This window comes from Afipia sp. GAS231 (genome assembly GCF_900103365.1).
GTDB lineage: Bacteria > Pseudomonadota > Alphaproteobacteria > Rhizobiales > Xanthobacteraceae > Bradyrhizobium.
The window spans coordinates 3,357,160-3,369,835 of record NZ_LT629703.1 but is presented as its reverse complement, the minus strand read 5'-3'; the positions used below and the strand labels follow the sequence as shown (position 1 = coordinate 3,369,835).

Annotated in this window: 12 protein-coding genes; 10 read left to right on the top strand and 2 right to left on the bottom strand. The window is 64.1% G+C overall.

Features of this window, described 5'->3' with window-relative positions:
* The first annotated feature begins 88 nt into the window (after window positions 1–88).
* A complete protein-coding gene (locus BLS26_RS15940; RefSeq protein ID WP_092512626.1) occupies window positions 89–883 on the top strand; it encodes a hypothetical protein in 795 nt (264 codons plus the stop codon).
* Between the two features lie 99 nt (window positions 884–982).
* Here the strand turns inward: BLS26_RS15940 and mutS are convergent, their stop codons facing one another.
* Complete coding sequence (gene mutS / locus BLS26_RS15935; protein WP_092512624.1) at window positions 983–3,730, bottom strand: DNA mismatch repair protein MutS; 2,748 nt, start codon at window positions 3,728–3,730, stop codon at window positions 983–985.
* 228 nt (window positions 3,731–3,958) lie between these two features.
* Here mutS and pcaF point away from each other — a divergent pair, with 228 nt between their 5' ends.
* A complete protein-coding gene (pcaF, locus tag BLS26_RS15930; protein WP_092512622.1) occupies window positions 3,959–5,167 on the top strand; it encodes a 3-oxoadipyl-CoA thiolase in 1,209 nt (402 codons plus the stop codon).
* Between the two features lie 130 nt (window positions 5,168–5,297).
* On the opposite strand, the gene BLS26_RS15925 is transcribed toward pcaF, so the two are convergent.
* Complete coding sequence (locus tag BLS26_RS15925; RefSeq protein WP_092518104.1) at window positions 5,298–6,287, bottom strand: LysR family transcriptional regulator; 990 nt, start codon at window positions 6,285–6,287, stop codon at window positions 5,298–5,300.
* Window positions 6,288–6,535: 248 nt separating this feature from the next.
* On the opposite strand from BLS26_RS15925, the gene BLS26_RS15920 reads away from it, so the two are divergent.
* The 8 genes from BLS26_RS15920 (at window position 6,536) to BLS26_RS15885 (ending at window position 12,674) form a co-directional block, all read left to right on the top strand.
* Complete coding sequence (locus tag BLS26_RS15920; RefSeq protein WP_092512620.1) at window positions 6,536–7,768, top strand: ABC transporter substrate-binding protein; 1,233 nt, start codon at window positions 6,536–6,538, stop codon at window positions 7,766–7,768.
* Window positions 7,744–8,487: a nitroreductase gene (locus BLS26_RS15915; RefSeq protein WP_092512618.1), complete on the top strand. Its 744-nt coding sequence runs from the start codon at window positions 7,744–7,746 to the stop codon at window positions 8,485–8,487. The genes BLS26_RS15920 and BLS26_RS15915 overlap by 25 nt, the downstream gene beginning before the upstream one ends.
* Before the next feature lie 51 nt (window positions 8,488–8,538).
* Complete coding sequence (locus BLS26_RS15910) at window positions 8,539–9,075, top strand: DUF4863 family protein (RefSeq protein ID WP_092512616.1); 537 nt, start codon at window positions 8,539–8,541, stop codon at window positions 9,073–9,075.
* A 186-nt stretch (window positions 9,076–9,261) separates the two neighbouring features.
* Window positions 9,262–9,963, top strand: a complete 702-nt coding sequence (gene pcaH / locus BLS26_RS15905) for a protocatechuate 3,4-dioxygenase subunit beta (protein ID WP_092512614.1) — start codon at window positions 9,262–9,264, stop codon at window positions 9,961–9,963.
* Window positions 9,964–10,569: a protocatechuate 3,4-dioxygenase subunit alpha gene (gene pcaG / locus BLS26_RS15900; RefSeq protein ID WP_092512612.1), complete on the top strand. Its 606-nt coding sequence runs from the start codon at window positions 9,964–9,966 to the stop codon at window positions 10,567–10,569.
* A gap of 139 nt (window positions 10,570–10,708) precedes the next feature.
* Window positions 10,709–11,191, top strand: a complete 483-nt coding sequence (aroQ, locus tag BLS26_RS15895) for a type II 3-dehydroquinate dehydratase (RefSeq protein ID WP_092512610.1) — start codon at window positions 10,709–10,711, stop codon at window positions 11,189–11,191.
* A 14-nt stretch (window positions 11,192–11,205) separates the two neighbouring features.
* The gene (locus BLS26_RS15890) at window positions 11,206–11,862 is read left to right on the top strand and encodes a DUF4286 family protein (RefSeq protein ID WP_092512608.1); all 657 of its coding nucleotides are present in this window, start codon (window positions 11,206–11,208) and stop codon (window positions 11,860–11,862) included.
* Complete coding sequence (locus BLS26_RS15885; protein WP_092512606.1) at window positions 11,862–12,674, top strand: sugar phosphate isomerase/epimerase; 813 nt, start codon at window positions 11,862–11,864, stop codon at window positions 12,672–12,674. The genes BLS26_RS15890 and BLS26_RS15885 overlap by 1 nt, the downstream gene beginning before the upstream one ends.
* Window positions 12,675–12,676: the final 2 nt, after the last annotated feature.

The window sequence follows — 12,676 nt, the reverse complement described above, 5'->3', positions numbered from 1 at the left end:
GGTCACTTGTTGTGACGAGAGACCGTCACCCCACCCCGCCGCTTCGCGTCGACCCTCCCCCTTCAGGGGAGGGTAAGAGAGCGCCGCCATGTCCCCCGAACTCACCTTCCTGCTGACGCTCGCGCTGCGGATGGCGATCACGGCGGCGTTCGTGGTGACGTCGTCGATCATCACCGAAAAATCCGGACCCGTGATCGGCGCGCTGGTCGCGACCTTGCCGATCTCGGCGGGGCCGTCCTATGTGTTCCTCGCGCTCGACCATGATGCGGCGTTCATCGCCGAAGGCGCGCTCGCAAGCCTGCCGGTCAATGCCGCGACCATCCTGCTTGGGCTCACTTACGTCGTGCTTGCACAACGGCGCAGCGTGTGGCTCAGCGCCGGCGCCGCAATCGCGGTCTGGATCGCGCTGGCATCGATCATCCGTCAGTTTCACTGGTCGCTGCTGGCGGGCCTGATTGCAAATGCAGTGACGTTCGCGATCTGCATTCCGCTGCTGGCGCGCTACCGTCATGTCCGGATGCCGCCGATCACGCGCCGCTGGTTCGACATTCCGCTGCGAGCTTCGCTGGTGGCGACATTGGTCGCCACCGTCGTCACATTATCTGGCTGGGTCGGCCCCAGCATCAGCGGCATGCTGGCGCTGTTTCCGATCGTGTTCACCTCGATGATGCTCATCCTGCACCCGCGCATCGGCGGCCCGCCGACCGCGGCTGTGATCGCCAACGGCGCCTGGGGCCTGATGGGATTTGGATCGGCGATCGCCGTGCTGCATGTCGGAGCGTTGCAGTTCGGTTCGGTAATCGGATTGAGCCTCGGGCTTGCGACCTGCATCTGCTGGAATCTGACGCTGTGGTGGAACGGGCGACGGAAAGCGGCGCCCTAGTTCGTCATTGCGAGGAGCAAAGCGACGAAGCAATCCAGTCTTTCTTTCGGCGGCTCGCTGGATTGCTTCGCTTCGCTCGCAATGACGAATGGAGGGTTCTCACCCCTTCGGCAATTTCGCCTTCAGCGCATACAACGCCTCGAGCGCCTCCCGCGGCGACATCTCGTCGGGGTGCAGCGCCTTCACCGCCTCCAGCAGCAATTCGGCCTCGGTCGGCGGTGCCGGTTCGGCGGCGGCGCGGGAGGGGACGGCGAACAGCGGCAAATCATCCGCGAGCGCGCGCGCGGTCTGGCCGCGGTCCTGCGCCTCGAGTTTCGCCAGCACCGATTTGGCGCGCGCGATCACGGCGGGCGGCAGACCGGCGAGTTTGGCGACCTGGATGCCGTAGGAGCGGTCGGCGGAGCCCGGCAGCACTTCGTGCAGGAACACGACGTCGCCCTGCCATTCCTTGACGCGCACGGTGGCGTTGAACATTCGCGGCAGCTTCGCCGACAGCGCGGTCAGCTCGTGATAATGCGTCGCGAACAGCGAGCGGCAGCGGTTGGCTTCGTGCAGATGTTCGATCGCGGCCCAGGCGATCGAGAGACCGTCGAAGGTCGCAGTGCCACGGCCGATCTCGTCCAGGATCACCAGCGAACGTTCGCTGGCCTGGTTGAGGATGACAGCGGTCTCGACCATTTCCACCATGAAGGTGGAGCGGCCCCGCGCGAGGTCATCGGCCGCGCCGACACGTGAGAACAGCCGGTCAATGACGCCGATCCGCGCACGCGACGCCGGCACGTAGGAGCCGATCTGCGCCATCAGCGCGATCAGCGCGTTCTGGCGCAGGAAGGTCGATTTACCGGCCATGTTTGGACCGGTGATCAGCCAGATCTGGCCGGATTTTTGGCCTGGTCCCGGCGACAGGTCGCAGGCATTGGCGATGAACGGCTGGCCGTCGCGCTTCAGCGCCTGCTCAACCACCGGATGCCTGCCACCCTCGACCGCAAAGCCGAGCGAGCCGTCGACATCGGGCCGCACATAGTTGTCGTCGACCGCCAACTTTGCCAATGCGCTTGCGACATCGAGCATCGCGAACGCGTGCGCGGCCGCACGCAGGTCATCGCTGGCGGCGAGCGCCATGGCGCAGAGCCGTTCGAAGATTTCGAGTTCCAACCCGAGCGCGCGATCGCCGGCATTGGCGATCTTGGCTTCGATCTCGCCGAGTTCGGAGGTGGTGAAACGAACCTGGCCCGCCAGCGTCTGGCGATGGATGAAGGTCGCGTTCAGCGGTGGCGCCATCAAGCGGTCGCCATGCTGCGCGGTGACCTCGACGAAATAGCCGAGCACGTTGTTGTGGCGGATTTTTAGCGCCTTGATACCGGTGTCATCGGCGTAGCGCGCCTGCATCGCTGCGACCACGAGGCGCGAGGCATCGCGCAGGCTGCGGGTTTCGTCCAGCGCCGGTTCGTAACCTTCGCGGACAAAGCCGCCGTCGCGCTTGATCAGCGGCAGTTGCTCCGCCAGCGCGCGCTCGAATTCGCCGGCGAGATCGCGCGACGGGCGGCGTAGCGCCTCCATTACGGCGGAGATTTCTGCCGGCGGGGCTTCCAGTTGCGTTAGTCGCGCCAGCGCCTGATCGGCGGCGAGGACGCCGTCGCGCAAACCTGCCAGATCGCGCGGGCCGCCGCGTCCGACCGACAGCCGCGCCAGTGCGCGCGACATGTCGGGGGCAGCCTTGAGCGTGGTGCGGAGTTCGTCACGCGCGGCGGAGTCGGCGACAAAGGCCGCGATCGCATCCAGCCGCCGCGCAATCGCAGCTGTGTCGGTGAGCGGGGCTGCGAGCCGTTGGGCCAGCAGCCGTGATCCGGCCGACGTCACGGTGCAGTCGATCGCATCGAGCAGCGAGCCGCGGCGTTCGCCGGCCAGCGTCCGTGTCAGTTCGAGGTTGGCGCGGGTCGCCGGGTCGATCGCCATGGTGGTGCCGGCGGCCTCGCGCGAGGGCGGCGCCAGCGGCGGACGCTTTCCGACCTGGGTGCGGTCGATATAGGTGACGGCGGCGGCGGCGGCCGTTGCTTCCAGCCGCGACATCGCACTGAGGCCGTCCATGGTCGCAACCGCGAAATAATCGCAAAGCCGGCGTTCGGCGGTGGCGCCGTCAAAGACGTCGCGGGTCAGCGGCGTCACGGCTTGCAGTTCGCGCAGCAGTGGCCCGAGATCGGGATCGCTATAGAGCGCGTCGGTGACGATCACTTCATTCGGATTGATGCGCGCCAGCGTCGCCGCGAGTTCCGCGGTCGAACATTCCGTCACCATGAATTCGGAGGTCGAGATGTCGATCCAGGCGAGGCCAACGCGATCGCCGCCGGATGAGCCGCGGGCGCGTGCGATCGCCAGCAGGTAATTGTTGGTGCGGGCATCCAGCAGCGTGTCTTCGGTCAGCGTGCCGGGTGTGACCAGCCGCACCACGCCGCGGCGGACCACGCTCTTGTTGCCACGGGCGCGGGCTTCGGCCGGGTTCTCGGTCTGCTCGCATACCGCGACGCGATGGCCGGCATTGATCAGCCGGTGCAGGTAATCTTCGGAACGCTCCACCGGCACGCCGCACATCGGGATATCCATGCCCTGATGCTTGCCGCGCTTGGTCAGGACAATGCCGAGCGTCTTGGAGGCGATCTCGGCGTCCTCGAAGAACAGCTCGTAGAAATCGCCCATCCGGTAGAACAGCAACAGCCCGGGATGGCCGGCCTTGATTTCAAGGTACTGTTCCATCATCGGCGTGACGCGCGCGTTGTCGTCGGTCGCCGGTGTGGCTTCCGGGGTTGGCGTGGCCTCAGGGGGCAGGGGGATGGATTGCTGGATCGTCATGGCGCCGGAAGCTACAAAATTTCACCGTCCGGTCCTATCGCTTTGCCTGTTTTCTCCGGGTTTTCCACGCCCAGAGCGCACTAATTGATCATGCCCGCGGTGGGAGCATGAGTGGCCCTCGGCTAAAGCGGGTGAAGCCTCAATTGACCTGCCGCAAGCGCGCTCCTAAAACTCGCCATCAATTCAAGCGGGTCCATGCCCGAAACGCGGCATTCAGGGAGAGATTCAATGGGTGATGTATTTATTTGCGATGCCGTCCGGACCCCGATCGGCCGTTTCGGCGGCTCGCTCGCCAAGGTGCGCGCCGACGATCTGGGCGCGGCCCCGATCAAGGCGTTGATGGCGAAGCATCCGGGCCTCGACTGGTCCCAGGTCGACGAGGTGTTTTTCGGCTGCGCCAACCAGGCCGGCGAAGACAACCGCAACGTCGCGCGCATGGCGCTACTGCTCGCGGGTATGCCGGATTCGGTTCCCGGCCAGACGCTGAACCGTCTCTGTGCGTCGGGCCTCGATGCGGTCGGCGCTGCCGGCCGCGCCATCCGCGCCGGCGAAATCGATTTCGCGATTGCCGGCGGCGTCGAATCGATGACGCGGGCGCCGTTCGTGATGGGCAAGGCGCCGGAAGCGTTCGCGCGTTCGGCCGAGATCTACGATACCACGATCGGCTGGCGCTTCATCAACCCCTTGATGAAGGCGCAATATGGCGTCGATGCGATGCCGGAGACCGGCGAGAACGTCGCCGAGGAATTCCAGGTGTCGCGCGCCGATCAGGACGCATTCGCGATCCGCTCGCAGCAGCGCGCGGGGGCGGCGATCGCATCGGGTTACTTCGCCGAGGAAATCACGGCGGTGTCGGTGCCCGGCGGCAAGGCCGGCCCGATCACGGTCGACAAGGACGAACATCCGCGCCCCGAGACCACGCTCGAAGCCCTGACAAAACTGAAGCCGATCGTGCGCAATCCCGGCACGGTGACCGCAGGCAACGCCTCCGGCGTCAATGACGGTGCCGCCGCGATGATCCTCGCCTCCGAGGCCGCCGTGAAGAAGCACGGCCTGACGCCGCGCGCGCGCATTCTCGGCCTCGCCTCGGCCGCAGTGCCGCCGCGCATCATGGGCATTGGCCCGGTGCCGGCGACCCGCAAACTGATGGAACGGCTGGGCCTGAAGATCTCCGACTTCGATTTGATCGAGCTCAATGAAGCCTTCGCCTCGCAGGGCATCGCCTGCCTGCGGCAACTCGGCGTCAAGGACGATGCCGACTTCGTCAATCCGCATGGCGGCGCAATTGCGCTCGGCCATCCCCTCGGCATGAGCGGTGCGCGGCTGGCGATGACGGCCGTGCACGGCATGGAGAAGCGCGGCGGCAAGCTCGCGCTCGCCACCATGTGCGTCGGCGTCGGTCAGGGCGTCGCGATCGCGATCGAGAAGCTGAACTGACGGACGTTAGTCCGTCATTCCGGGGCGCGCGAAAGCGCGAACCCGGAATCTCGAGATTCCCCGGTGCGCAATTGCGCACCTGAGGTTCGATGCTTCGTATCGCCCCGGAATGACGGTCGCCGCCGCCTGGTCAGGCGAGGCCGCCCTTGATCGAGCCGATTGGGAGGTGTTCGGTTGCGCGCCGCATGATGCCGTGCAGCCACTCCTGAGAGGCCTCGCCTTCGTGCCGCTCGTGCCACAACGAGCGCACTTCCAGACGGGCCGTGGGGTAGGGCAGTTCGTAGATCGAAATCGAATGGTTGCGCGCGAAAGAATCGGCCAACGGGCGTGGCACGATGGCCGCGAGATCAGACCCTTCGAGGAGCGACGGAAGCGCCAGGAAATGCGGCAGTGAAACCGCGAGCCGCGGTAAGCGTTCGGATGCCGCAAATGCGCGTTCGAACGCGCGGCGGTCGTACATCTCCGACCTTCGCGCCAGTCCACGCTCCGAAATGAAGCCGTCGATGGCGCCTTCCTGCTCGCCGCCGAACGATACCACCACGATCGAGAGGCGAGAGAGGTGCTCGATCGTCATGGTCTCAAACGCCCGGCCCGCGATCAGGACATCGTCGTATTCAAACAGCAGGTTGGAGTTGAAGCGTTGCGGCGCGCCGGAGAACGTCCCGATGGCGGCGTCAATTCGGCCGAGGTCGATCTGCTCCGCCAAGTCGATGCGGGTGACCGGTTTGATGACGATATCGACGGAAGGGGCCTCGGCCTTGAGAATCCGAAGCAGGTGCGGCGCCACGATCGCCGTCGTGAAGTCGTTCGCGGCGATCGTAAATGTCTTGGTCGAACTGCCCGGGTCGAACTTCGGCGGTCCGATCGCCGCTTCCAGTGTTTTCAGGGCCTCGCGGACCAGCGGCGCCATGGCGCGCGCGCGGGCGGTCGGCTGCATGCCTGCGGAGGTGCGGACGAACAGTTCGTCGTCGAGCATTTCCCTCAGACGGGCGAGCGAATGGCTGACGGCGGATTGGCTGAGGAAGACCCGCTGGCTTGCGCGCAGAACGCTGCGGTCCTCCATGACCGCGTCGAAAACGCGAAGCAGGTTCAGATCGATAGTGCTGAATGACACGGTCATGAAGCAGACATCGCGCAAACGTCCATCTTGCAGCGTCCGGGAAGGACACTCGAGTGGCACAGGGCATAGAGCTACATCGGGTCGGCCCCAATGTCATGCCCGAGCTAACCGCTGAGTGCCCGTTACCGTGCTGGTTCTGCGCGCATTTCGGGCGAACTGAACCCGGCGCATTCCGACCTTGAAAGAGTTTCACTTCCGCAAGGGGCGGATTCCGGGAATACCGGAAGCCGACAACCGAGGGAGCGACGATGTCAGCGGAAGCACGCAGTGCCAGAGCAGTCAGGGCGGTTGCCGTTCTTGCCATCCTTGCCGCTTCGCTCAGTGGAATGCGGGAGGCCGATGCGCAGACCGGGCCGCTGAAACTCGGCGTTCTCACCGATATGTCCTCGCTTTATGCCGACAACGGCGGTCCGGGCTCGGTCGTGGCCGCCCAGATGGCGATCGAGGACTTCGGGGGTGCCGTCCTTGGACGAAAGATCGAACTGGTCTCGGGAGATCACCAGAACAAGGCCGACGTCGGCGGCGCGACGGCGCGGCGGTGGATCGACAATGAAGCCGTCGAGGTGATTCTCGATGTTCCAAATTCCGCGGTGGCGCTGGCGGTCCAGGGCATCACTCGCGACAGGAAGAAGCTGTTTCTTGCGACCGGTGCGGCGACCTCACGCCTGACCGGTGAGGAATGCTCGCCGACAGGGATCCACTGGACGTACGACACCTACGCCCTGTCGCAGGCAACGACGAAGGCCGTCTCGAAGCTCGGCGTCAAGAGTTGGTATTTCCTGACGGCGGACTACGCTTTCGGCGCCCAGCTCGAGGCGGATAGTCGGGCGGTGATCGCCGCTCAAGGTGGCAGTGTGGTCGGTGCGGTCAAGCATCCGATCAACACCTCGGACTTCTCGTCCTTCCTGCTGCAGGCCCAGTCGTCGCAGGCAGATGCCATTGCCCTGGCGGATGCGGGGGGCGATTTCATCAACGCCGTCAAGCAGGCCAGCGAATTCGGAGTCACGGGGAAGCAGAAGCTGGTCGGTCTTCTGGTGTTCATCGCCGACATTCACAGTCTGGGATTGTCGAGTGCCCAGGGCCTGATCCTGAGCTCGGCGTTCTACTGGGATCTGAACGACGAGACGCGAGCCTGGTCAAAGCGCTTCATCGAGCGAACGCAGAAGGTGCCGACCATGATTCACGCAGGCACTTACGGCGCCGTGATGCACTATCTGAAAGCGGTCCAGAGTGTCGGCACGGTGGACGGGCCGACGGTGGCGGGCCGGATGCGGGAGTTGCCGGTCAACGACTTCATGACCAAGAACGGCAGGATCCGCCCGGACGGCCGTCTGGTGCGAGACATGTATCTGTTCAGGGTGAAGTCGCCGGAAGAGTCCAAATACAAGTTCGACTATTACAAATACCTGGCGACGATTCCGGGTGACGAAGCTTTCAAACCTCAGGAGACGGGCGGATGTCCTCTGTTGAGCGGAAAGTAGCTGTTCCGGCTGCATCACGTGGCGACGACGATTTTCGTCGGGAGGCCGTCGACAGCGTCATCAAGCAGCGGTTTGCAAGCCGGGCATTTTCGAGCCGCCCGGTGTCGAAGCAGACGGTCGAGGACATTCTCGACGTGGCGAGGTTCGCACCGAGTGGGGCGAACATTCAGCCGTGGCGCGCTTATGTGCTGGCGGGTGCCGAGAAGGATAACGTTTCGCGCGCGCTCCTGAAGGCGCACCATGAGGCGCGCCACCAGCATCAGTCGGAATACCAGTACTATGCGCCGCAATTGCCGGAGCCTTATTTGTCGCGGCGCGAACAGTTTGGCCGGCTGTTTTACGGGGCGCTCGGAATTGCGCAATCGGACCAAGCCGGCCGCGCCGGGCAGACCGCGAAGAACTACCTGTTCTTTGGCGCGCCGCTGGGCCTGATCTTCACCATCGACCGCCGCCTGCAGATCGGAAGCTGGCTCGATCTCGGAATGTTCGTGCAGAACGTGATGCTTGCCGCCGGCGCACGCGGGTTGCAGACCTGTCCTCAAGAGACCTTCGCGAAATACCACGCCGTGCTCCGGGAGCTGCTGCAGATACCGGACGAAGAAATGGTGGTCTGCGGCATGTCGCTCGGTTTCGCCGAACAGGCGTTGGCGAACGCGGGCAGCCTGATGCCGAAAGCGCCGGTCGGCGAGTTTGCGAAATTCATCGGTTTCGACGGCTAGCGCAGATCATTGGGTTGGTTGGGTATCAACGGGTAAAGCAGGAGAACGACGATGGGACATCGTGAGGAACTGATCGAGCGCAGCATACCGTTTCTTCGGGAGATCAAGGACATGACGCCCGGCGCCACGATGGAAAAGTGGTTGAACGAAAAATACGGCGAAGACAGCGACCTCTACCGGGAGTTGTCGCGCCTGGTCAGACTGGGAATCGAAGAGGGGTGGGCGGCGAACCAGGAGGTCGAGGGCGCCAATTATCGGCGCAGCCGAATCCTGGAGCCCTCACCCGAGACGTTCCATTTCAGCATTACCGCGGTCTATATGAACAGCAAGGATCCCCGCGCGTTCTCGGATGAAGGCGCGGAGGTTCTGCGCGGTCAATATCATGGCCATCCCTACGGTGAATTGAACATGGTGGTTCCGATCGATGCGGGCGCCGAACTGAAAGGCCTGCAAGGCTGGCAGGGACCCGGATGGACCGCGCCGGATCCAGGCAGCCGGCATTTCCCCGAAGTGAAGGGCGGTACCGTGATCGCTTTGTTCTACCTTCCCGCCGGCCGTATTTCTTACGACTTCGACGCGCCGTCCTGATCGCGCGCCGATTGAAGGGTTTGATTTGTTGCGGCAGGATCGCTTAAAGCATGGGCGCTGGTCAGCCTGCAGAGAGAATGAAGGCCGGTCCGGACAGGCCGAAAACAGGCCTTTTCCGGATTAGTTATATCCTATAATGATCGGCGCAGGGCTCACCGGCAAGGCAAAGCCTGGGAGGAATTCGTCATGACACTCGTTTATCCCGTCAGCAGTCTCGCGGCGCATCCGCCGCGGCTGTCGCCCGGCTACAAGAGCACCGTCAAGCGCTCGCCGACCAGGCCGCTGATTCCGATGCGGCATACGCTGTCGGAACTGACCGGGCCAGTTTACGGCCACGAGACCGTGCGCGAGAACGATCACGACCTCACCTTGCAGGGCAAGGGCGAGCCGCTTGGCGAGCGCATCATCGTGCACGGCCATGTGCTCGACGAAGACGGCCGCGGCGTAGCGAATACGCTGGTCGAGCTGTGGCAGGCCAATGCCTGCGGCCGCTACGTCCACGTCGTTGACCAGCATCCGGCGCCGCTTGATCCGAATTTCACCGGCGCCGGCCGCGCCCAAACCGATGCGCAAGGCTACTACCGTTTCGTCACCATCAAGCCCGGCGCTTACCCGTGGGGCAATCACCACAACGCCTGGCGTCCGGCCCACATCCACTTCTCGGTGTTCGGCCATTCCTTTGTGTCGCGGCTGGTGACGCAGATGTATTTCCCCGGCGATCCGCTGTTTCCGTTCGATCCGATCTTCAATTCGGTCACCGACGAGAAGGCGCGCAACCGGATGGTCTCCGATTTCGATCTGGAGAACACGCAGCCGGATTGGGCGCTGTGCTACCGCTTCAACATTGTGCTGCGCGGCCGCAACGCCACGCCGATGGAGACCAAGTAAGTGCCATCCACCAAGCCGCAGGGAGTCACCCCGTCGCAGACCGTCGGTCCGTATTTCGCCTATGGACTGACCTCGAACGGCAAATACGACTGGAACGACGCGTTCAGCAACAACCTCGTCACCCCAGATACGTCGGGCGAACGCATTCGCGTCGAGGGCCGGGTGTTCGACGGCGACGGTGCGCCGATGGCGGATTGCATGCTGGAAATCTGGCAGGCCGATGCCCAGGGGCGCTTCGCCGATCCGCAGGATAAGCGCGCGCTGCCGAATTCATCGTTCAAGGGATTTGGCCGCATCGGCACCGACGCTAATGGCGGCTATGCCTTCGACACCATCAAGCCGGGGCAAGTCGCCGATCCCGACGGCAAGCTGCAGGCGCCGCATCTGGTGCTTGCGGTGTTCGCGCGCGGCATGCTGCTGCATCTCTATACGCGGATCTATTTCGATGGTGAGGGGTCTAACGCCGCCGATCCCGTGCTGGCGCTGGTGCCGGCCGATCGCCGCGCGACCTTGATTGCGATGCGCCAGCCCGGCAGCGGTAACGCGGTCTATTGCCTCGACATCCACATGCAGGGCGACAACGAGACGGTGTTCTTCGACGTCTGAAGGAGACGCCGTTGCTCCATTCCGGACTTGCCGACGCCGCGCTACGCTATGATGTTGTCGTCATCGGCGCCGCTGCCGCGGGCATGTCGACGGCGCTGTTTGCAGCCATTCGCGGCGCCATATGGAGTGGGGAGGCACAATGGCCACCAAGATCATGATCCTGAACGGCCCGAACCTGAATTTCTTGGGCATCCGCGAGCCGCATATCTACGGCGCGACCACGCTGAAGCAGATTGAAGAGAGCTGCGAGGCGCTGGCGAAATATCTCGGAGTCGAGTTGTCGTTTCACCAGTCCAACCTGGAAGGCGAACTGGTGAACTGGATCCAGTCGGCGCATGGCAAGTTCGACGCCCTGATCATGAACCCGGCCGCCTATTCGTTTACGTCGGTGGCGCTGATCGATGCGCTGAAAATCTTCGAAGGGCCGAAGATCGAGGTCCACATCTCCAATATCCACGCCCGCGACGAACTGCACCGGCACTCGATCACGTCGAGCGCATCCACCGCCGTGATCTGCGGTATGGGGCCTTACGGCTACCTCGCCGCGATGCTGGCCGCCGTGCAACGGTTGGGAAAGCTGCCGGATGGGGTGCCGGCGCCGCTGCATGGCCTCAAAGCCTAGCGAGGGAGATCGCGATGCGTGGCACAGGCTTTCTCGCGATCTGGAGCGATGTCGAGCCGAAACATCTGACCGACTACCGGCACTGGCTGACGCGCGAACACACCACCGAACGGGTGACGACAAAAGGCTTTCTGGCGTCCCGCGTGTTCCGGATGACGCATTCCGATCTCAATCGCTTCTTCATTCTCTACGAACTGGAATCGCCGGAGGTTCTCGACGGCCCCGCCTATCTGGCGCGCCTCAACGCGCCGACGCCGTGGTCGCAACGGATCATGCCGCTGTTGGGAAACTTCATTCGCGGCGGCGGGGTGATGGCGGCGCGCGCCGGCCGCGGCGAAGGCTCGGCCGTGGTGGCGCTACGCATTGAGAACCTGCCAAAGGACCCGGCAAAGCTGGCCGCCGATATCGCTGCCCTTGACGGCATCGCGGCGGTGCAGATCGGCGTCACCGACCTAGCCCGGACCTCGGTGCCGACCAAAGAAAAGGGCATGCGCAAGAATGAGGGGATTTTTGCCGGCCTCCTGATTGTCGAGGCGCTGGACGAAGCGTCGCTCCGCCACGCGCTGCGCGAGATGGCTGAGATGGCGCCCGACGTTGTCGGCGACATCGGCGATGCCGAGGTGTATCAAGGCCTATTCGCACTCGATGCCCGCATCGCAGATTTTGGATAATGCCGAAATTCTCGCTTGCCGCCCTGACGGTTCTCGAACTGGCACCGCCGGAGCTGGTCGAGGTCGCGGCGGCCTGCGGCTACGACCATGTCGGCATTCGGCTGCTGGCGGCGGTGCCCGGCGGATTGGCCTATCCTCTGATGGACGATCAAGCGGCACTGAAAGAGACGCTCGCCCGGCTCGACGCGTCAGGCATTACGGTCGCCGATCTCGAAGTCGTCGCGTTCCGCCCCGAGACCGAAGTTGCCACCTTCGCCGCCTTTTTCGAAACCGGCGCGCGGCTCGGCGCCAAGAATATCCTGGTCGCCGGCTACGATCCCGACCTGGATCGCTTTACCGATCGCTTCGCCAAATTTTGCGAAGCCGCGGCGCCACACGGACTGACCGCCGATCTCGAATTCATGCCCTGGACATCGGTCCCCGATCTGCGCACCGCCAACCGCATTGTTGCGCAGGTCGGGCAACCCAATGCCGGCGTGCTGGTCGATGCGCTGCACTTCGACCGGTCGAAAAGCCTGCTCGGCGAACTCGTGCGCATTCCGGCCGACCGGCTGCACTATTGGCAGCTCTGCGACGGCCCAGCCAAACGCCCAGCCACATCAGAAGAAATGATGCATGCCGCCCGCTTCGAGCGGATGTTTCCGGGCGAAGGCGGCATCGATCTGGTTTCGCTGGCCCGGACGATGCCGGTGGATATTCCGATCAGCATCGAAGCGCCAACCGTTACGCTGGCAAAGACGCTGAATGCGGAAGCGCGGGCGCGGCGCGCGCTGGAAGCGGCCAAAAAAGTCTTGGCCGCAGCTTGGCCGTGACG